Below are 18,507 nucleotides of genomic sequence, written 5' to 3' on the forward strand. Positions count from 1 at the left end.
CCGGGTGCGGCGGTGGCGGCGGTGGCGGCCGGACCGCCCCGAGGGCCCGCCCGGTGAACCGGCTCAGCTCCTCGGGGCGGCGGTGGACCCCCGGATCATCAGCTCGGCCGCGATGGTCGCGATGCCGCCGGGCGGCGGGTTCTCCTTGCCCATCGCCAGCCGTCCCGCTCGGGCGCCCGCCTCGAACAGCGGCAGCCGGACCGTCGTGAGGGCCGGGACCGCGTCCACCGAGAACGGCAGGTCGTCGAAGCCCGCCACCGAGATGTCCTGCGGGATCCGCATCCCCCGGTCCCGTACCGCCGCGCACGCGCCCAGCGCCACCGTGTCGTTGGCGGCCACGATCGCCGTCACGTCCGGTGCCCTGCGCAGGAGTTCGAGGGTGGCCTCGTACCCGGAACGCCGGTCGTAGGGCCCGTGCACGACGAGCCGGTCCTCGTCGTCGGCCCCCTGGTCACCGGAACCGGCCGCCGGAGCGCCCCCCGCCGGAAGGCCATCCGCTCCCACCGCGCGCAGCGCCTCCCGGTGCCCCTCCAGGCGGTGCCGGGTGGTGGTGCGTTCCGGGGGCCCGGCGACGTAACCGATCCTGCGGTGGCCCAGCGAGAGCAGGTGCTCGGTCAGGCGTCGGCCGCCGCCCCGGTTGTCGAACGTGAGGGCGGCGACGAGTGCGTCCCCCTCGGGCAGCGGGGGCCGCCCGCAGAAGACGATGCGGGTGCCCGCGTCCGCCAGCTTCGCCAGCTTCACCGTCATCGCGGCCTGGTGCTCCGGATGCTCGACCGCGCCGCCGGTGAGGACGACGGCGGCGGCGCGCTGGCGCTGGAGGAGGGTGAGATAGGTCAGTTCGCGTTCCGGGGAGCCGCCGGTGTTGCAGATGACGGCCAGCTTCTCGCCGCCCGCCCGGCCCGAGCCGTCCCCGGGGCCGCCGATCTGCGTCTGTGCCGCCCCCGCCATGATCCCGAAGAAGGGGTCGGCGATGTCGTTGACCAGGATGCCGACCAGGTCGGACGTGGCCGCCGCGAGCGAACTGGCGGGCCCGTTGAGCACGTAGTCCAGGTCGTCCACCGCACGCAGCACCCGTTCCCGGGTCGACGCCGCCACCGGGTAGTTGCCGTTCAGCACGCGGGAGACGGTGGCCGGGGACACCCGGGCGCGGGCCGCCACATCCGCCAGGGTGACTGTCATCGCTGCTGTCCTCCGTGAGGTCACGTGCGGCCCCCTCTTGTCCGGCCGCTGTCGGCAGGCTAGCGTCCTTGCCGATAGAAAGCGCTTGCTACGACTTTACGGAGGGACTTTCGTGACACGCAGGACAGTGCGCATCGCCATGAACGGCGTCACGGGACGCATGGGGTACCGGCAGCACCTGGTGCGCTCGATCCTGGCGATCCGCGAACAGGGGGGCCTGGATCTCGGCGACGGCGAGGTGGTGTGGCCCGAGCCCGTGCTCGTCGGCCGGCGCGCCCACGCCCTGGAGGAACTCGCCGAGCGCCACGGTCTGACCGAGTGGTCGACGGACCTGGACGCGGTGCTGGCGGACGAGTCGGTCGAGATCTACTTCGACGCCCAGGTCACCTCGGCCCGGGTGGAGGCCGTCAAGAAGGCGATCGCGGCGGGCAAGCACGTCTACACCGAGAAGCCGACCGCCACGGACGTCGAGGGGGCCCTCGACCTGGCCCGGGTCGCGCGCGACGCCGGCATCAAGCACGGTGTCGTCCAGGACAAGATCTTCCTGCCGGGCCTGCGCAAGCTGAAGCGCCTGATCGACGGCGGCTTCTTCGGCGAGATCCTGTCCGTGCGGGGGGAGTTCGGCTACTGGGTCTTCGAGGGCGACTGGCAGGAGGCGCAGCGCCCCTCGTGGAACTACCGGGCGGAGGACGGCGGCGGCATCGTCGTCGACATGTTCCCGCACTGGGAGTATGTGCTCCATGAGCTGTTCGGCCGGGTGACCTCTGTGACGGCGCAGGTCAGGACGCATGTTCCGCGGCGCTGGGACGAGCGGGGCACACCGTACGAGGCGACCGCCGACGACGCCGCGTACGGCATCTTCGAGCTGGCGGGCGGGGCCGTCGCGCAGATCAACTCCTCCTGGACGGTTCGGGTCAACCGCGACGAGCTGGTCGAGTTCCAGGTCGACGGGACGCACGGCTCGGCCGTCGCGGGCCTGCGCAACTGCCGTGTCCAGCACCGCTCGTCGACCCCGAAGCCGGTCTGGAACCCGGACCTCCCGGTCACCGAGTCGTTCCGCGACCAGTGGCAGGAGATCCCGGACAACCAGGAGTTCGACAACGGCTTCAAGGCCCAGTGGGAGCTGTTCCTGCGCCACGTGGTCCAGGACGCGCCGTACACCTGGGACCTGCTGGCCGGGGCCCGGGGCGTCCAACTGGCGGAACTCGGGCTGAAGTCGTCCGCCGAGGGCCGCCGCCTCGGCATCCCGGAGCTGACGCTGTGACGCACCGCCCGACGGCGTGGCGTACCGACGCGGAGCCACTGCCGTTCGCGACCGCCCGGCGCACGGGCGCGGAGCCACTGCCGTTCGCGACCACCCGACCCACGGACATGGAGCCACTCCGGTGCGCGGCCGCCCGGCGCACCAACGCGCCGCCACTGCCGTACGCGACCGCCCGACCCACGGACATGGAGCCACTGCCGTACGCGACCGCCCGGCGCACCGACGCGGACCCACTCCGGTACGCGACCGCCCGGCGCGACACCCCGGAGCCGCTGTCATGACGACCACCACGATCCACCTCCCGCAGGGGCCCTACACCCCCCGCGCGACTCCCCTCGATCTGCCGCCCGGCGCCGGGGCCCCCTCCTCCCGTACGGTCTTCTCGGCGGCGCACGTGGTCGCGGACCCGTACGCGGACATCGGCCCGGACGACCCGGCGGCCGTCGACTGGGAGTCCACGCTCGCCTTCCGTCGCCACCTCTGGGCGCACGGCCTCGGCGTCGCGGAGGCCATGGACACCGCCCAGCGCGGGATGGGCCTGGACTGGCCGGGCGCGGCCGAACTGATCCGCCGCTCGGCCGCCGAGGCGAAAGCGGTGGGCGGCCGGATCGCCTGCGGCGTCGGCACCGACCAGCTGCCCGACGGTCCCGCACCCACCCTGGCCGAGGTCGCGGCAGCGTACGAGGAGCAGCTCGCGCTCGCCGAGGAGCACGGCGTGCAGCCGATCCTCATGGCCTCGCGCGCCCTGGCCCGCGCCGCCCGGGGGCCCGAGGACTACCTCGCCACGTACGCCCATCTCCTGCGCCAGGCGTCGGAACCGGTGATCCTGCACTGGCTGGGCCCGATGTTCGACCCGGCTCTGGAGGGCTACTGGGGCGACAGCGGCCTCGACGGGGCCACGGACACCTTCCTCAAGGTCGTCGCCGAACACCCGGACAAGGTCGACGGCATCAAGATCTCCCTCCTGGACGCGGCCCGCGAGATCGACGTCCGTCGCCGCCTCCCGGGCGGGGTGCGCTGCTACACGGGCGACGACTTCAACTATCCGGAGCTGATCGCGGGGGACGAACGCGGCTTCAGTCATGCTCTGTTGGGCATCTTCGATCCGCTGGGACCGCTGGCGGCGCACGCGGTGCGGGTGCTGGACACGGGGGATGCGGACGGCTTCCGGGCCCTTCTCGATCCCACGGTCGAGCTGTCCCGCCATCTCTTCCGGCGGCCCACCCGCTTCTACAAGACGGGTGTGGTGTTCCTGGCCTGGCTGGCCGGCCACCAGGACCACTTCACGATGGTGGGCGGACTCCAGTCGGCCCGTTCGCTGCCGCATCTGGCGCGAGCCTACGAACTGGCCGACGGTCTCGGTCTGTTCCCCGATCCCGGCCTGGCCGCCCACCGCATGCGCGCGCTGCTCGCGGTCCACGGAGGCGCACGATGACCGACGACGGCCTGGCACGTCTGAGCATCAACCAGGAGACCGTCAAGCAGTGGTCGCTGCCGGAGCTGGCGGCGGGCTGCGTCGCGGCGGGCGTCGGCCAGGTCGGTCTGTGGCGGGCCCCGGTGCGGGCGTACGGCGTCGAGCGCACGGCACGGCTCCTCGCCGGCGCCGGGCTCACCGTCACCAGCCTCTGCCGGGGCGGCTTCTTCACCGCCCTCGACCCCGCGGAGCGCGCCCGCGCCCTGGACGACAACCGGGCGGCGATCGACGAGGCGGCCGCCCTGTCCACCGACACCCTGGTCCTGGTCTCCGGCGGCCTCCCGCCCGGCAGCCGCGATCTGCACGGCGCCCGTGAGCGGGTGGCCGAGGCGCTGGCGGTCCTCGCCCCCTACGCCGCCGAACGCGGCGTGCGCCTGGCGATCGAGCCGCTCCACCCGATGTACGCGGCCGACCGCTGCGTGGTCTCCACCCTCGCCCAGGCCCTGGACCTCGCGGAACGCTTCCCGGCCGGACAGGTCGGCGTGGTCGTGGACACCTACCACCTCTGGTGGGACGACGCGGCGCCCGCGCAGATCGCCCGCGCGGGCCGGGCCGGCCGCATCCACTCCTTCCAGCTGGCTGACTGGATCACCCCGCTCCCGGCGGGCGTCCTGCTGGGCCGGGGGCAACTGGGCGACGGAAGTGTGGACTTCCGGGCGTTCCGCCGCGAGGTGGAGTCCGCCGGCTTCGAGGGGCCGATCGAGGTGGAGATCTTCAACGAGGCGCTGTGGGCCCGCGACGGGGCAGAAGCCCTGGCGGAAGTGGTGGAACGCTATCTGCGACATGCCTGCTGAGAGCCCCGCACGCGGCCGTAGGTAAAGAGATGGTAAAGGGCTGCAACCTTTGCGTACCCTCCCGGGTCACACATGGCGTCGGGACTTCCGGGGAGGGGTCCGGGGGGAACGGGAAGGCCCGACGGGAGGGGAAAGCGAGGGGGTCCGGCCGCGAGGCCGGGCCCCATTTCGCTGTCCCGGCCGGCATCGCACGGCGAGGAGTACGCCCGCCACGTCGGCCACGCCGACCTCATCCGCGAGTCGGTCGACGGCCTGACGGGCGAGGACCCGGGGTGACCTGGCGGGCCGGACCCGGGGCGGCCTGAAGGGCAGGGCGGAACGGGGGCCGCCCGGCGGTTGCCGGACGGCCCCCGGGATCACAGTGCGAGCATCGCCCGCACGGGGATCTCCGCGTCCGCGAGCGGCCGCAGCGCCAGCCGGACGAGCGCCAGCGCGTTGTCGTCGCCCGCGATGCGGTTGGCGCTGAGCCGCCCGCACGCGAGGCAGTGGTGGATGAGCATCCACTCCCCGTCCTGCCGCACCGACAGGCTCAGGGGCGCCATCCGTCCACGGCACCCCGCCGCCCGGTCACCCGGCACCCGCCCGTCCACATGCAGGCTGACCAGGCAGGACGGGCAGTGATTGCGGTGCGCGGTGCCCGGTGCCGCGAGCGGGACGTCGAGCCGGCAGCCGACGCACCGGAACGCGTCACCACGCGCCCCGGCCGGTCCGTGCAGCACGTCCTTCGCCCGCTGCGGACGCCGGCCTGATCCCCGACGGGGCTTGCGTCGCGTCATCGGAGCCTCCCTTCCGCCCGGTTCACAGGTCACCGAAGGCTTCGAGCGGGAACGGCGGCTGGGCCAGTGGACGTACGGCCATCCGCATCAGGATCAGCTGGTTGTCGTCCCCGCAGACGGGGTTCGAGGTCAGCTCGTCGCACCGGGTGCAGCGGTGGACGACCATCCAGTCGCCGGTGCGCAGCACCGCGATGGAGATCGGGGTCATCCGGCCCTCGCAGTCGGAGCGGCCGCCCTCGACGTGGTCGACGAGGTGCTGCGAGTGCAGGCAGCTGGGGCAGTGGTTGCGCCGGCTGCCGTCGGGCGCGTACGCGGCGACGGTCAGTCCGCAGCGGACGCAGGTGAAGGTGTCCAGGGAGGACATGGCTGAGCGGTGCTGGGGGTTGTCGTGAGACACCCGGATACTCCTTGCCGAAGATGAGGAACGAAGCAGCAGGGAAGTACCGAGCACCCCTCGCGTCGGGGGCGTACGGGGAGCGGGGCCGGACGGCTGCGCGACGGCAGCCGGCCGTGCGGGGTCAGCAGTCGGTCGCGTACGGCGGCCGCGGACACCCGGGCCCGGTCACCCCGGCACCACAGGTGCGGCGAGGGAGGCTCGGAGTCACGGTCCGGGGCATACGTCAACTGCTTTCCAGGGCTCACGCCCAGAGGTCACCCGCGGTCGGAACCTGCGGTCGAGGAGCGAGCACCGTAACAAGGGGGCCGGGGGACGGGCCACCGAATTACGTGCGGCGGCCGGCGCGAACGGGTGCCCGGGTGACTGGCCGGCCGAACGTGGGGTATCCGGCGCACATGGCCACCTCGAAGCGTGTCGCTCTCGCACCCCGAGCCGTACGGCAGTTGCGGCGGATCCGGCCGGTCTACCTCGGCGGGATGCTCATCTCCCTGCTGGTTCTCGTCCTCCAGGCCGACGGGGATCCGGGCGGTCGGCAGGCCGGGGTCGCCGGCCTGTTCCTGCTCGCGTTCACGGCCCTGTTCGCCCTCACGGCCGTGCAGCTGTGGCGGCATGGGCGGGGCGTCCACTGCAGCACGGCGAAGAAGCTGACGCGGACCGTCTGAGCCGGGCGGCTCAGCCCCGCAGCTCCGCCGGCCTGGCCGGCGCATCCTTGGCCGAGGCCCGATGCGCGGCAGCCCCCGTGCCGGGACGCGACCGTAGGCCGCCTTGAGCCCCGAGCGGAACGCCGCGTGCAGGCCGTCCACGTCCTCGGTGCGGATGGAGCACCCGGAGTGGGAGGACGCGGGGTCGTACTCCTCCATCCCGTACAGCTGGAGATGGACCGAGCCTCGCTCGACGACGGCGTGCGTACGGGCTTCTCTGCAGGTGGACCGTGGTGAAGCCGAGAGCGGTGCAGAAGGCGATCACGGAGTCGAGCAGAGAGGTCCGGCAGGGAAGCATCGGGACCGTCGTCTCGGTCATGCGCGGCACTGTAGTCAAATTTGAATACCTTGGTCAGCGGCACCCGCGGCCTTCAGAAATGAAAATTCTCGCCGTTCCGGCACGTTTTCGCAGGTGAAGGGCGGCGGCATAGGTCTAGACCAAAAGGTCCCTTTACGCCTTTCCGGGCCCGTGCGTTACTCATGACATGTGCATGGCATCAACGCGATGCCGCTCGGATGCCGTGCCGTGCGCATCCCGTCCTCGTCAACGTGCCCGGAGGTGGCCGTGCTCGCGTACCGTTCTCCGTCCCGCCGACTCCAGAGACCCAGAGGCGCCCTGCTGGCCGGTGCGCTCGTCAGCGCCGTGGCGCTGCTCCTGACCGGAACCGGCACGGCCGCCGCCGCGCCGCCCTCACCCGACGAGCCCGTCCGGCCCGGACACGCGTGGATGGGAGTGGGCACCCGCATCGAGCAGGGCCCCGCGTCCTCGGCAGCCGCCGGGATCACGCCGATGGACACCAGCGGTGTCCAGGGCATCGACGTCTCCCACTGGCAGGGGGCGATCAACTGGGGTTCGGTGAAGGCCGCGGGCATCGACTTCGCCTACATGAAGGCCACCGAGGGCACGTCCTACAAGGACAGCCGGTTCAACGCCAACTACACCGGCTCCTACAACGCCGGCCTGATCCGGGGCGCGTACCACTTCGCCCGCCCGAACGTCTCCAACGGGGCCACGCAGGCGGGCTACTTCGCGAGCAACGGCGGAGGGTGGTCGAAGGACGGCAGGACCCTGCCCGGTGTGCTGGACATCGAGCACAACCCGTACGGCGCCATGTGCTACGGCCTCTCCACGACCCAGATGCGGACGTGGATCAACGACTTCTACAACACGTACAAGGCGCGTACCACCCGGGACGTCGTCATCTACACCACGGCCGGCTGGTGGAACACCTGTACCGGCGGCTGGACCGGCATGTCCGCCAAGTCCCCGCTCTGGGTGGCCCACTGGGGCACCGCCAGCCCGGCGGTCCCCGCCGGCTTCCCCACCTGGACGATCTGGCAGTACACGGCCACCGGCCGGGTCGCCGGAGTCTCCGGTGACGTGGACCGCAACAAGTTCAACGGCAGCTTCGCGCGGCTCCAGGCCCTCGCCAACAACACGCCGTAGCCTGCCCGCCCGTGCGGTGGCCGGGTGAGCCCGGCGACGGCCCACCCGGCCACCGCCCCCACCGTGTGCCCACCCCCTCACACCAGGAGCCCGCCGTGAACCTTCCGCAGCCGTCCCGCCGCCGCATCCTGCTCGCCGGTGCCGGCGGCCTGGCCGCAGCCGCCTTACCGGGCGCGGCCCACGCCCTCGGCGCCGACGCCGTCGAACCCGACATCGACGGTACGGCGCAGTGGCGGGCCCGCCCGCCGCGGACCCCGGTGAGCCTGGTCGGGAAACGGCCGACGAAGATCATCGTGCACCACACGGTCAGCGCGAACACCTCCGACGTCTCCCGCGCCCAGGCCCACCGTCACGCCCACTGGGTCCAGGACCTCCACATGGACGAGAACGGGTGGACCGACACGGGCTACCACTTCCTCGTCAGCCGGGGCGGCTGGATCACCGAGGGCCGCCACCGCAGCCTCAGCACCCTGCGCGGCGGCGGCGACTTCGTCCTCGGCGCCCACACGTCCGGCCAGAACGACCAGGCCATCGGCATCGCCAACGAGGGCGCGTACCACGACGGCGCGCAGCCGCCCCGGGCCCAGTGGGAGGTCCTGGTGACCCTCTGCGCGTACGTCTGCGAGCAGTACGGCATCGCGCCCAGCCGCCTCTACGGGCACAAGGACTTCGGTGACACCCTCTGTCCGGGCGTCCTGCACGACAGGCTGCCGCAGCTCCGGAGCGAGGTCGCGGCGAGCATGGGGTGAGCGGCGGGAAGCGCGTCGCGTCGCGTCCGGGTGCGCACGGTCCCGTGCGGCCGGCCCGTGCCTCCGGTGCTGCCTCTCGATGGCGTCGGCCCGTCAGGACGACGTCTCGCACCGCCTGTTGACGGGGACTTTCAGCCCCAGTCTGATGGCATGCCCCGCGTTGACGCCGTACGCGATGTCCCGCAACAGGTTCCAGGCCTTGTGAAGCAGCGTCCGCATCAGGCATCTCCCTGAGGTTGTGGCCCGGTCCGGGCTACGGGAAGGCTCCTGACATCAACTATACATACCTGTATAGCAACATTCTGGCGAGGCGTCAGGCGAGTCCGGCGAGCCGTGGTTCCGCGATGCGCGCCGCATCGGGGCCGTAGGCGCGCTCCATACGCGCTGTCAGCTCGGCCGGGGTCAGCTCGTACTCCTGGGTGCCGATCGCTTCGAGCACCGTGGTGGCCAGCGCGCAGCCCAGGCGCGCCGCCTGTTCCTGCGGCCACCCCCAGGCCGTACCGGCGAGGAAGCCGGAGCGGAAGGCGTCTCCCGCCCCCGTGGGATCGGCGATCCGCTCCGCGGGCACGGCCGGGACCCGGAGGGCGGGTGCGCCTTCACCGGCCAGGGCGACCCCGTCCGCGCCCAAGGTCGTGATCCAGGTGCCGACCCGGCGAAGGAGGTCGGCCCTGGACCACCCGGTGCGTTCGACGAGCAGGGCCTGCTCGTATGCGTTGGTGAACAGCCACCGGGCCCCGTCGACCAGTTGACGGGCCTGGTCGCGGTCGAGGCGGGCCAGCTGCTGGGAGGGATCGGCCGCCACCGGGATGCCCAGGCGGTGCGCGGCGGCGGTGTGCCGGAGCATGGCCTCGGGGTCGTCGGCGCCGACGAGCACCAGGTCGGGCCGGTTCCGGAGAGCGGCCAGATCGATCCGGCGGGCTTCGGCCATGGCCCCCGCGTAGAACGTGGCGATCTGGTTCTGGTCCTCGTCGGTGGTGCAGACGAACCGCGCGGTGTGCAGGGACTCGCTGACCCGGACGGCGGAGGTGTCCACGCCGTGCGACCGCAGCCAGGCGTCGTACTCCGCGAAGTCCGCCCCCGCGGCGCCCACGAGAGCCGGCTCCAGTCCCAGCAGGCCCAGGCCGAAGCAGATGTTGGCGCCGACGCCACCCCTGCGCACCTCAAGGGCGTCGGCGAGGAACGACAGGGACACCCGCTCCAGCTGTTCCTTGAGCAGCTGTTCGGCGAAGCGGCCGGGAAAGGTCAGCAGATGGTCGGTCGCGATGGACCCGGTGACGGCGATACGCATGGACGGCGCTCCTCGAAGCTGTGGCCGGTGGTGGACGCGGCACGGGGGAGGGGGTGCGGCGCCGGCGGGCGGTGCGCGGCCCGGAGGAAGCCGCGCACCGCCCGCCGAACGCCCGGGGACCTGGTCCGGGTGGTCCTCAGCCCGCCGCGACCGCGGCCCGCAGGGCGTCGGCGCGGTCGGTGCGTTCCCAGGTGAACTCCTCCAGCTCACGGCCGAAGTGGCCGTAGGCGGCGGTCCGGGCGTAGATGGGCCGCAGCAGGTCGAGATCCCGGATGATCGCGGCCGGACGGAGGTCGAAGACCTGCCGGACGGCCGACTCGATCCTGGACACGGCGACCGTGTTCGTGCCGAAGGTCTCGACCAGCAGCCCCACCGGCTCGGCCTTGCCGATGGCGTAGGCGACCTGGACCTCGCAGCGCGCGGCGAGACCTGCGGCGACGACGTTCTTGGCGACCCAGCGCGTCGCGTAGGCCGCTGAACGGTCCACCTTGGAGGGGTCCTTGCCGGAGAACGCGCCGCCGCCGTGACGGGCCATGCCCCCGTACGTATCGATGATGATCTTGCGTCCGGTGAGGCCCGCGTCCCCCATCGGCCCCCCTGTCTCGAAACGGCCGGTCGGGTTGATCAGGAGACGGTACTCGTCCGTCTCCAGCTTGATGCCGTCCTGCGCCAGCCCGGTCAGGACGTGCTCGACGACGTGCTCGCGGATGTCGGGGGCGAGCAGGCCGTCCAGGTCGACGTCGCCCGCGTGCTGCGAGGAGACCACCACGGTGTCGAGCCGGACCGGGCGGCTCCCGACGTACTCGACGGTGACCTGGGTCTTCCCGTCCGGTCTCAGGTAGGAGACGGTGCCGTTCTTGCGGACCTCCGTCAGCCTCCGGGAGAGGCGGTGGGCCAGTTCGATCGGGAGCGGCATGAGGCTGGGCGTCTCGACGGTCGCGTATCCGAACATCAGGCCCTGGTCGCCCGCGCCCTGATCACCGAGTGCGTCCCCCTGGCCCCCCACCCTCCTCTCGTACGCGGTGTCGACGCCCTGCGCGATGTCCGGCGACTGGGCGCCGATCGACACCGACACACCGCAGGACGCCCCGTCGAAGCCCTTGGCGGACGAGTCGTACCCGATGTCGAGGATCTTCTGCCGCACCAGGTGCGCGATGTCGACGTAGGCGGTGGTCGACACCTCGCCCGCGACATGGACCTGGCCGGTGGTGATCAGCGTCTCCACCGCGACACGGGCGGCGGGGTCGCGGCTGAGCAGTGCGTCGAGGATGGTGTCGCTTATCTGGTCGGCGATCTTGTCAGGGTGCCCCTCGGTCACGGACTCCGAGGTGAAGAGGGTGCGGGACATGGGCGCTCCAGAGGTGTGGCGGATGGGGGTGGTGGCGCCGGCCGTTACGACGTGGAGGTGTTCTTGCGGAACACCCAGTAGTCGGCCCCCTCTTCGGCGATGTAACCGGCGTCCGGCATGGTGAACCGGAGCGTGGCCCGCGCGGTGACCTCCGGGGACCGTGCGAACTCCTCGAAGCCGGTCTCCGTGGCGTAGGAGCCTCGCGTGGAGACCAGGATCAGCCCGCCGGGCGTGGCGTACTCGATCAGGGTGAGCAGCGCGGGCGGCCGGACGTGGCCGAGGGTGAAGACCCCGCTGCTGACCACGATGCCGTACTGGGACAGCCGCTCGTCCCGCTCCGGCACGGAGAGGTCCACGCCGCCGTAGACCTTGCGGTAGGCGTTGGTCTTGCGCGCCTCGGCGGCCATGTTCTCGGAGAGGTCGACGCCGTCGATCTCGTACGTGCCCAGCGTCTGGAGGACGCTGCCGACGAGCCCGGTGCCGCAGCCGGCGTCGAATATCTCGGTCCGGGGTGTTCCGTAGGCGGAGGCGAGCAGGTGCACGAAATTCGCGGCGACCCTCGGCGCGATCCACTTCTGGTCGGCGAGGTCGGCGTCGTAGCCCGCCGCCCAGTTCTCGTAGTAGTTCTTCAGCCCGGGGGCGTCCTCGAAGAAGACGTGCGACTGCTTGATGTTCGTGAAGGAGCTGCTCATGGAATTACCTCTCTGTCGGGCCGGGCCGGCGGACGTGTGCACGGTGGTCACGTCCGCCGGCATTCCTTCAGGTAGGGGCAGGTACTTCTGAAGCGTCCGCCTTTCTTTCGCCGCCGCCTTCCGTGTTCCCGCCGCCCTGGACGCGGAGCCGGGAGTTCTTCACGTCGAAGAGCATGTAGACGGCGATGCCCGCGAGGACGAACAGGGCTCCGGTCACTTCCGACCAGGTGGGCAGGCGGTTTTCCACGGGAAGGCTGAGGATGGCTCCGAAGATGGTCTCCGTGGCGAGCAGCGGGCCGACGAGGGGGACGGGAATCCCCTGTGCGGCCTTCACCCAGATCAGGGTCCCCCACCACGAGGCGATGACCCCGAGGAACACACACCACGCGACGATCTTGAACAGCGGATACGGTTCGAACGTCTCCGGAGGGGTCGAGGCGATGGCGAAGGGCAGCAGCACCATCGAGGCGCCGCCGGCCCCCATGGCCACGAGTCCGGCCCAGAGGGTGGGATCGGGCTTGGTCTCCCAGGTGCGCTGCGACTGGGCGTTGCGGACCACGAAGTAGGACCAGGTCAGCATGGCGCCGATGGCGAGCAGAATCGCGAAGAACGAGTCGTTGGCGGCTTCGAGGTCCTTTCCCGAGATGAGGTCGGAGACACTGAGCAGTCCCAGACCCAGGACGATCAGGACCACGGGAGCGATGAGCTCGCGCCAGGGCATGCGCTTCTCCGCGAAGTTCCCGGCCACGGCGATGGTGATCGGCGACGACCCGACGACGACGGCCGTGATGAATCCGCTGTCCATGGTCGCCGAGTACGAGACGCAGACGTAGAAGATGAAGTAGCCGACGAAACCGATCCACAGCCCGAAGAAGACCCTCCGCGGGGGCATCAGTTTCAGCTGTTTACGGCCCCGCCACAGGATGTAGAGTCCGCACAGCCCGAAAAGGGAGTAGCGTCCCGTGACCAGGAGCAGTTCACTCGCGGGCTGCACAGCGGCCGGGGCCACGAAGGCGAAAGCCCACAGGAGTGCTGCCGTCAGTGCGGCGATGACGTTCTTCGGCGTGCTTCCCATTACAGAGCGCTTTTCCGTTCGGATGTGTCCCCGGAGCTGAATCCGTTCGCCTTCAGCCAGTTCGGGTTGTAGATCTTCGACATGTACTTGCTCCCGCTGTCCGGGAGCACGGTGACGACGGTGGCCGGTCCCTCCAGCGAGCGGGCCACGCGCACGGCGCCCCAGACGTTGGCGCCGGCCGTCCCACCGCAGACGAGGCCCTCGCGCCGCGCCAGGTGATGGCATGCGGCGAAGGCGTCGGCGTCGGTGAACCGCATGACGTCGTCGATGAGCGAGAAGTCCATGCACTCGGCCAGGTGGTCCTCGCCGACGCCCTCGACGAAGTACGGGGCGATCTCGCCGGGATCGACCACCCCGTCGTGGAAGTAGCGGTGGTAGACGGAGCCGACCGGGTCCAGCAGCACCGAGGTGATGTCCGGTTTCCGCTCCTTGAGGAAGCGGGAGACCCCGGAGATCGTCCCGCCGGTGCTGCCCGAGGCCACGAACGCCGTCACGGAGTCGCCGAGCGCCTCCCAGATCTCCGGACCCGTAGAAAGGAAGTGGGCCTCGGAGTTGAGCGGGTTGTCGTACTGGTTCAGCATGAACGAACCCGGTGTCTCGGCGTGGATGCGCCGGGCGCAGGTCACGTAGTGCTTCGCCGAGCCGGGTGCGGCCGAGGTCGGGCAGACGACGACCTCGGCCCCCATGGCACGCAGGGCGTCCCGCTTCTCGTCGCTGACCTTGTCCGGCATGGTGAGGACGGCGCGGTATCCGCGTGCGGCCGCCATCATCGCGATGGCCGCACCGGTGTTCCCCGAGGTGTTCTCGACGATCGTCCCGCCCGGTCGGAGCAGGCCGCGCCGCTCGGCGTCGGCGAGTATGTGACGGACGATGCGGTCCTTGATGCTGCCGCCCGGATTGAGGAATTCGAGCTTGGCGAAGAGGCGAACGCCGGGGGGAACGTCGAATGTGGTCAGTTCCACCAGAGGTGTTCTGCCGATGACCGACTGAACATGCATTCCGATTCCTTACATCAGCGGCGTCGGGAAGGTGACGGGATATCGGGCCGGTGAGCGGTCGGTCGCTGCGCTCCGGGATCAGAGAGCGGAGTCCGGTATTTTCACGGAGTCGAGGATGGCCACGGTGTGGCCGACCTTCTCGCCCCTTTCCACCCGGGCGAGGGCGTCCGCCGCCGATATCGCGTGAGGCGCGAGTTCCTTCTCCAGCTGGAGGGCCTGCGCACCTGCGGCCGCGGCCGTGAGGCCGGCGAAGACCTCGCGCAGGACGTCGACCGGGTAGAAGTGGAACGGCCCGAGCCCTTCACGCTCCCACCGGGCGTAGCCGCCGACGACGTCCAGGGGTTCGGACTGGATCTTCCAGGTGTAGGTCAGGATGCTGCCGTTGTATCCGGCGGCACTGGACAGCGCCAGGATCTCCGACAGCGGGACGCGCGCCCCGATCGACGAGAGGACCCGGCCCCCGACCCGGAGGATCGGGTGTGCCTGCTGCAGCGCGAGGTAGTGCAGGGTGACGAGGTTCTTCTCGGCGAAGCCGGGGACCTCCTCGCTCCGCTCCTCGATGAACGTCGAACTCGTCTGGCCGTCGTCGAGGTCGTCGGCGCCCGCCATGGGGATGTTGGGAAGGTTCTCGTAGACGACGTCCACCTGGGCGACCTTGCCGGCGAGCGGCGCGAGGATGTCCCCGGCGGCCCCCGTCAGTTCGATGTCCTGGGCGAGGAGGTTGCCGCGTATGTTCCGCCGCGCGTGCTCCAGCACGTCCTCGTGCAGGTCCGTGAAGCCCACCGACCGCGAGCGGAGGATCTCCACGGCGGCCAGGACGTCGAGGCCGGCCCCGGTGCCGACGGTGCAGAACTTCGGCGCGAGGAAGCCCATCTGGGCGAGGGTCTTGAAGGCGGGTACGGCGACGCTGGCGACCCAGTCCGCTCGCGGATCGTCCGCCTTCGGAAGATAGGAATGATCCGACAGCGTGATCTCCACGGACGGCTTGATCCGTTGTGTCTCTCCGATCTGGAAGAACTCGCTCGGGGAAACGACCAGTTCCGTGGTGGTGGTACGTGAACCCATCTCAGCCTCCTGCGACTGGCGAAATCTCTGCTGGTACAAAGAATTACGGCCGGCACCCGGAGAATTGGACGGTGCACCGGACAGCGCCCCTGCGAGACGTTGCTCCTCCCGAGAAGGCGTGTTCACTTTTGCACCGCACCGGAATCCGTGTACAGATCGCTGCTGTTGCCACTCGACTGGCAACAGCAGCATCACCGAACCGCCGGAAAGCAGAGCCATTCCGTGGCTGCGGAGCGCTGTTCGTCCCGGGCGCCCGCATCTGCGCTTTCCGCGCGCCAAGGGCGCGGGGCTCGGGCGGATCGGCCGGAGGGGGTCCTTCCGGCCACCTCCCGGGGCGCCATTGACACGTTGAGAAGCGACTCCCTAGCCTGTATCTATACCGGTCGGTATAGCTTCCTCTCCCCGCTCCTGGGGAGACACGCGTACCGGCCCGGTCCCGGGCCAGGCACGTGAACGGTCCCGGGCCAGGCGCCTGAACGGTCCCTGGACATCACCGCCATGACAGCGAGGGAGAGTCCGTGAAGCCCGTACGGGTCCACGAGGAAGTCGAACGGCACCGTGAACTGGTGTTGCTCGCCTGTCGGTTGCTGGACCGGTCCGATCCGCAGGGGCGGGCTTCCGGCTGTGCCTCGCTCCGATCGGATGAGGCCGTCGTCATCTCGGCCGACGGCGACGAGGGGCCCGGGACCGACCGGACCGCCGTGCTGATCGACCCGGAGGAGGGGCTGCCGCTGCTCGGGGAGATCGCCTGGCCGCCCCCCGAGACCCCGGTACATCTCGCGATCCATCGGCAGCTTCCGGGCGGCGGCGCCGTGATCCACACCCGTGAACCCGCCACGGTCGCGCTCGCGGAGGCGGTCGGCGCGGCCCGTTCCGTCGATGCGGCCGTGCTCACGATCGCCCCCGGCGAGAGGAGCGCGTCCGGGAGTGACGCGGTGGCCGGCCTGGAGAAGCTCATCGTCCCCTCAGCCCCCGTGGCCGCCGTGCTGCTCGGCGGCTCGGCCGTCTTCACGTGGGGCCCGAGCACGGACGAGGCGCTGTCGGGACTGGAGCGGATCAGGGAGATCGGCCGCGCCCTGCCGCCGGCGCCCGCCTCCGGCCCGGAGGGGGCCGAGGGCCGCGGGCGCTGAGGGGAGGCCTCATGACGTTGTTACAGGTCATGGCGGCCCGCGACCCCGGCGAGGTCCAGCTGCGGTCGGAGGACCCGGAGGTCGTGCGCGTCCAACTGCTGCGGATCGGGGTGCGCTTCTCACGATGGCGCGCCGCCCGCCGGATTCCCGTCGACGCGGACGACGCCACCATCCTGAGCGCCTACCGGAGCCATATCGGCCATGTGAGCGCCGAGAACGGCTACCGGACGGTCGACATCAGACGGCTCACCCCCGCCCCGGCCGGTCCCGAGCTGCGACGGGCGGCGGCGAACCGCGAGAAGTTCCGTCGGCAGCATCTGCACGAGGAGGACATGGTGCGTTTCCTGGTGGCGGGAATCGGCTGTCACTACCTCCACGCCGCGGGCCGGGTGTACGCACTGGTCTGCACGCCCGGGGACCTCCTCTCGGTGCCCAGCCGTACGGGCCACTGGTTCGATGCCGGAGCGGCCCCCCGCTACACGTCCATCCGCTTCCTCCGGGCGCGCGACCGGCCCGGTCTCCGATTCCAGCCGGGCGACATCGCCGCCCGGTTCCCGACGCTCGACGATCTGCTGGAGCTGCCCTGAGCGGCAGTACCACCCGGCCGACCTGCGCCGCTCGGAAGCGCCGCGCGGTCACGCGACTTCAGGGAGTTCGCAGTGTTACGGAATTCAGTGCAGGACGGAGCGGCAAGCCGGCCGGAACCGAGCGGCCCGGACCGTTGGGGCGGTACCGCCTCGCCCGGGACGTTCGGCAACCTGCTCCGGGCCCACCGCGAGCGGCGCGGGCTCTCGCTCACCCAGTTCGCCACCCTGGCGCACTTCAACCGGGGCCACCTCAGCAAGGTGGAGAACGGCAAGCGCACGCCGTCGGTGGCTCTCGGGGCCGCCTGCGACCGGGTGCTGGCCTCCGGGGGCAGATTCACCGCCATCGCGACGGCGCTCGAAGCCGCCTCCCGGCCGAGCGCCGGATGGGTTCATCCGGCCCAGCTCCCTTCGGCCAAACGCTTCTTCGCGGGGAGGCAGCGTCATCTGAAGCAGCTGAGCCAGTGGCTGGAGGGCGAACAGTCCCTCGCCGTGCCCGTCGTGGTGATCAACGGTCCGCCGGGCGTCGGCAAGACCGCCCTGGCCGTCCAGTGGGCACACCAGGCGGTCTGTGAGGGCCGTTTCGCCGACGGGCAGCTGTTCGTCGACCTCGAAGGCCCCGAGCCGGGAGAGGCCGCCGACCCGTTCGACGTCCTGGGGCATCTGCTCCACGCGGTGGGCGTGCCCGGCGAGAGGCTGCCGTCCGACCTGCATCAGCGGGCCGCCGCCTTCCGCTCCTATCTGCACGGGCGCGAGGTCCTCCTGGTCCTGGACAACGCCGCCGACGCGCAGCAGGTACACCACCTGCTGCCCGGATCGCCGGGCAGCGCCGTCGTGGTGACCAGCCGTTCGCGGCTGCCCGGTCTGCTGTCCAGGGTCGACGCGGCCACCCTGCCGGTGACGGAACTCCGCCGCCCGGAGGCCGCCACGCTGCTCCGTGCCATGATCGGGGACGCCCGCGCGGACGCCGACCCGGCCGCGCTGTCGGTGCTGGCGGAACGGTGCGGGCGGCTGCCCCTGGCCCTGGTGCTGGCGGCGGAGACCATCGTGAGCTGCCAGCACACCAGCGCGGACCGGCTGGCCGCGGAGCTCAAGGCGGAGGAGGCCCGGCTGGCCCTCGCCGAAGGGGACGTGACCCTGCGCCGGACGTTCGACACGTCCTACCGGGCTCTCGACGAGCCGAGCGCACGGATCTTCCGGCTCCTGGGGGCGCTGCCCGGCCAGGTGATCGACGTCGAGGCGACCGCGGTCACCGCCGGGGTCAGCGATGCCGAGGCCGTGAGGCTGCTGAGCGACCTGGCGAGCGCTCATCTGATCCGGCAGCAGGGCGAGCGGCACTATCTGATGCACGATCTCCTGCGCGCCTACGCGGCGGACCTCGCCCGGCGGTTGGACGGCGGAACCCCGGCCGCGCGGCGGGAGGGCCGGGCCAGGGGGCGTCTCACCGATCAGGCCGGATCAGAGAGCGGCACCAGAGCGTGCGAGCCCGGGATGATCGCCAGGACGCCCCCGAGAGCCGAGGCGGCTCTCGTCGCCTGAAGCGCTC

The 18,507-nt window shown here is 71.2% G+C and carries 20 protein-coding genes and 2 pseudogenes; 11 read left to right on the forward strand and 11 right to left on the reverse strand.

Annotation, left to right across the window (positions count from 1 at the left end; genetic code table 11):
* Positions 1-63: 63 nt before the first annotated feature.
* Positions 64-1,179, reverse strand: coding sequence for a LacI family DNA-binding transcriptional regulator (locus KME66_RS23080; protein WP_073216416.1), 1,116 nt, complete (start codon positions 1,177-1,179; stop codon positions 64-66).
* A gap of 112 nt (positions 1,180-1,291) precedes the next feature.
* On the opposite strand from KME66_RS23080, the gene KME66_RS23085 reads away from it, so the two are divergent.
* The 5 genes and pseudogenes from KME66_RS23085 to KME66_RS23105 all read left to right on the forward strand — a co-directional run.
* Complete coding sequence (locus KME66_RS23085) at positions 1,292-2,443, forward strand: Gfo/Idh/MocA family protein (protein ID WP_216325467.1); 1,152 nt, start codon at positions 1,292-1,294, stop codon at positions 2,441-2,443.
* Positions 2,440-2,724: a hypothetical protein gene (locus tag KME66_RS23090; protein ID WP_216325470.1), complete on the forward strand. Its 285-nt coding sequence runs from the start codon at positions 2,440-2,442 to the stop codon at positions 2,722-2,724. The genes KME66_RS23085 and KME66_RS23090 overlap by 4 nt, the downstream gene beginning before the upstream one ends.
* Positions 2,721-3,878, forward strand: coding sequence for a dihydrodipicolinate synthase family protein (locus KME66_RS23095; RefSeq protein ID WP_216325485.1), 1,158 nt, complete (start codon positions 2,721-2,723; stop codon positions 3,876-3,878). Before KME66_RS23090 ends, KME66_RS23095 begins: the two co-directional genes overlap by 4 nt.
* Positions 3,875-4,711 (forward strand): sugar phosphate isomerase/epimerase, encoded by an 837-nt coding sequence (locus tag KME66_RS23100; protein ID WP_216325488.1) that lies wholly within the window; start codon positions 3,875-3,877, stop codon positions 4,709-4,711. The genes KME66_RS23095 and KME66_RS23100 overlap by 4 nt, the downstream gene beginning before the upstream one ends.
* Before the next feature lie 195 nt (positions 4,712-4,906).
* A pseudogene (locus KME66_RS23105) lies at positions 4,907-4,987 on the forward strand (DUF664 domain-containing protein); the annotation flags it as partial.
* Between the two features lie 80 nt (positions 4,988-5,067).
* Here the strand turns inward: KME66_RS23105 and KME66_RS23110 are convergent.
* The gene (locus KME66_RS23110) at positions 5,068-5,487 is read right to left on the reverse strand and encodes an RNHCP domain-containing protein (protein ID WP_216325491.1); all 420 of its coding nucleotides are present in this window, start codon (positions 5,485-5,487) and stop codon (positions 5,068-5,070) included.
* A gap of 22 nt (positions 5,488-5,509) precedes the next feature.
* The gene (locus tag KME66_RS23115; protein WP_032765128.1) at positions 5,510-5,851 is read right to left on the reverse strand and encodes an RNHCP domain-containing protein; all 342 of its coding nucleotides are present in this window, start codon (positions 5,849-5,851) and stop codon (positions 5,510-5,512) included.
* Between the two features lie 428 nt (positions 5,852-6,279).
* Here KME66_RS23115 and KME66_RS23120 point away from each other — a divergent pair, with 428 nt between their 5' ends.
* Positions 6,280-6,546: a hypothetical protein gene (locus KME66_RS23120; RefSeq protein ID WP_216325494.1), complete on the forward strand. Its 267-nt coding sequence runs from the start codon at positions 6,280-6,282 to the stop codon at positions 6,544-6,546.
* 54 nt (positions 6,547-6,600) lie between these two features.
* On the opposite strand, the pseudogene KME66_RS34115 reads toward KME66_RS23120, so the two are convergent.
* Positions 6,601-6,904 (reverse strand): annotated as a pseudogene (locus tag KME66_RS34115) (VOC family protein); the annotation flags it as partial.
* Between the two features lie 246 nt (positions 6,905-7,150).
* Between KME66_RS34115 and KME66_RS23125 the strand changes: the two are divergent.
* Both KME66_RS23125 and KME66_RS23130 read left to right on the forward strand, forming a co-directional pair.
* Positions 7,151-8,032: a lysozyme gene (locus KME66_RS23125; RefSeq protein WP_216329570.1), complete on the forward strand. Its 882-nt coding sequence runs from the start codon at positions 7,151-7,153 to the stop codon at positions 8,030-8,032.
* A 95-nt stretch (positions 8,033-8,127) separates the two neighbouring features.
* A complete protein-coding gene (locus tag KME66_RS23130; protein ID WP_216325498.1) occupies positions 8,128-8,781 on the forward strand; it encodes a peptidoglycan recognition family protein in 654 nt (217 codons plus the stop codon).
* Positions 8,782-8,874: 93 nt separating this feature from the next.
* Here KME66_RS23130 and KME66_RS34450 read toward each other — a convergent pair whose 3' ends face one another.
* From KME66_RS34450 to KME66_RS23160, 7 genes are all read right to left on the reverse strand, one after another.
* Positions 8,875-9,000, reverse strand: coding sequence for a hypothetical protein (locus KME66_RS34450; protein ID WP_301184502.1), 126 nt, complete (start codon positions 8,998-9,000; stop codon positions 8,875-8,877).
* A gap of 94 nt (positions 9,001-9,094) precedes the next feature.
* Positions 9,095-10,069 carry a carbohydrate kinase family protein gene (locus KME66_RS23135; protein ID WP_216325501.1) on the reverse strand — a complete coding sequence of 325 codons (975 nt, stop codon included), beginning with the start codon at positions 10,067-10,069 and terminating at the stop codon, positions 9,095-9,097.
* Positions 10,070-10,205: 136 nt separating this feature from the next.
* Positions 10,206-11,417 (reverse strand): methionine adenosyltransferase, encoded by a 1,212-nt coding sequence (metK, locus tag KME66_RS23140; RefSeq protein ID WP_073216443.1) that lies wholly within the window; start codon positions 11,415-11,417, stop codon positions 10,206-10,208.
* Positions 11,418-11,461: 44 nt separating this feature from the next.
* Positions 11,462-12,109, reverse strand: a complete 648-nt coding sequence (locus KME66_RS23145) for a class I SAM-dependent methyltransferase (RefSeq protein WP_216325504.1) — start codon at positions 12,107-12,109, stop codon at positions 11,462-11,464.
* Positions 12,110-12,176: 67 nt separating this feature from the next.
* Complete coding sequence (locus tag KME66_RS23150; RefSeq protein WP_216325508.1) at positions 12,177-13,184, reverse strand: DMT family transporter; 1,008 nt, start codon at positions 13,182-13,184, stop codon at positions 12,177-12,179.
* On the reverse strand, positions 13,184-14,182 hold the full coding sequence (locus tag KME66_RS23155) for a PLP-dependent cysteine synthase family protein (protein ID WP_073216453.1): 999 nt from the start codon (positions 14,180-14,182) through the stop codon (positions 13,184-13,186). Before KME66_RS23155 ends, KME66_RS23150 begins: the two co-directional genes overlap by 1 nt.
* 78 nt (positions 14,183-14,260) lie before the next feature.
* Complete coding sequence (locus KME66_RS23160) at positions 14,261-15,247, reverse strand: class I SAM-dependent methyltransferase (RefSeq protein ID WP_216325511.1); 987 nt, start codon at positions 15,245-15,247, stop codon at positions 14,261-14,263.
* Between the two features lie 518 nt (positions 15,248-15,765).
* On the opposite strand from KME66_RS23160, the gene KME66_RS23165 reads away from it, so the two are divergent.
* The 3 genes from KME66_RS23165 (at position 15,766) to KME66_RS23175 (ending at position 18,500) form a co-directional block, all read left to right on the forward strand.
* The gene (locus KME66_RS23165) at positions 15,766-16,377 is read left to right on the forward strand and encodes a class II aldolase/adducin family protein (protein WP_216325514.1); all 612 of its coding nucleotides are present in this window, start codon (positions 15,766-15,768) and stop codon (positions 16,375-16,377) included.
* Positions 16,378-16,388: 11 nt separating this feature from the next.
* Positions 16,389-16,964 (forward strand): hypothetical protein, encoded by a 576-nt coding sequence (locus KME66_RS23170; protein ID WP_073216463.1) that lies wholly within the window; start codon positions 16,389-16,391, stop codon positions 16,962-16,964.
* A gap of 72 nt (positions 16,965-17,036) precedes the next feature.
* On the forward strand, positions 17,037-18,500 hold the full coding sequence (locus KME66_RS23175) for a helix-turn-helix domain-containing protein (protein WP_079185526.1): 1,464 nt from the start codon (positions 17,037-17,039) through the stop codon (positions 18,498-18,500).
* The last annotated feature ends 7 nt before the right edge of the window (positions 18,501-18,507 follow it).

Origin of the sequence: Streptomyces sp. YPW6, assembly GCF_018866325.1 — a bacterium.
Classification (GTDB): Bacteria; Actinomycetota; Actinomycetes; order Streptomycetales; family Streptomycetaceae; genus Streptomyces.

What these genes read in the sequence shown, in the direction of transcription:
- KME66_RS23170 (WP_073216463.1), top strand. Translation starts at nt 16,389, where the DNA reads ATGACGTTGTTACAGGTCATGGCGGCCCGCGACCCCGGCGAGGTCCAG.
- KME66_RS23080 (WP_073216416.1), bottom strand. Translation starts at nt 1,179, where the DNA reads ATGACAGTCACCCTGGCGGATGTGGCGGCCCGCGCCCGGGTGTCCCCG.
- KME66_RS23100 (WP_216325488.1), top strand. Translation starts at nt 3,875, where the DNA reads ATGACCGACGACGGCCTGGCACGTCTGAGCATCAACCAGGAGACCGTC.
- KME66_RS23155 (WP_073216453.1), bottom strand. Translation starts at nt 14,182, where the DNA reads ATGCATGTTCAGTCGGTCATCGGCAGAACACCTCTGGTGGAACTGACC.
- metK (WP_073216443.1), bottom strand. Translation starts at nt 11,417, where the DNA reads ATGTCCCGCACCCTCTTCACCTCGGAGTCCGTGACCGAGGGGCACCCT.
- KME66_RS23135 (WP_216325501.1), bottom strand. Translation starts at nt 10,069, where the DNA reads ATGCGTATCGCCGTCACCGGGTCCATCGCGACCGACCATCTGCTGACC.
- KME66_RS23115 (WP_032765128.1), bottom strand. Translation starts at nt 5,851, where the DNA reads ATGTCCTCCCTGGACACCTTCACCTGCGTCCGCTGCGGACTGACCGTC.
- KME66_RS23145 (WP_216325504.1), bottom strand. Translation starts at nt 12,109, where the DNA reads ATGAGCAGCTCCTTCACGAACATCAAGCAGTCGCACGTCTTCTTCGAG.
- KME66_RS23110 (WP_216325491.1), bottom strand. Translation starts at nt 5,487, where the DNA reads ATGACGCGACGCAAGCCCCGTCGGGGATCAGGCCGGCGTCCGCAGCGG.
- KME66_RS23150 (WP_216325508.1), bottom strand. Translation starts at nt 13,184, where the DNA reads ATGGGAAGCACGCCGAAGAACGTCATCGCCGCACTGACGGCAGCACTC.
- KME66_RS23160 (WP_216325511.1), bottom strand. Translation starts at nt 15,247, where the DNA reads ATGGGTTCACGTACCACCACCACGGAACTGGTCGTTTCCCCGAGCGAG.
- KME66_RS34450 (WP_301184502.1), bottom strand. Translation starts at nt 9,000, where the DNA reads ATGCGGACGCTGCTTCACAAGGCCTGGAACCTGTTGCGGGACATCGCG.
- KME66_RS23120 (WP_216325494.1), top strand. Translation starts at nt 6,280, where the DNA reads ATGGCCACCTCGAAGCGTGTCGCTCTCGCACCCCGAGCCGTACGGCAG.
- KME66_RS23095 (WP_216325485.1), top strand. Translation starts at nt 2,721, where the DNA reads ATGACGACCACCACGATCCACCTCCCGCAGGGGCCCTACACCCCCCGC.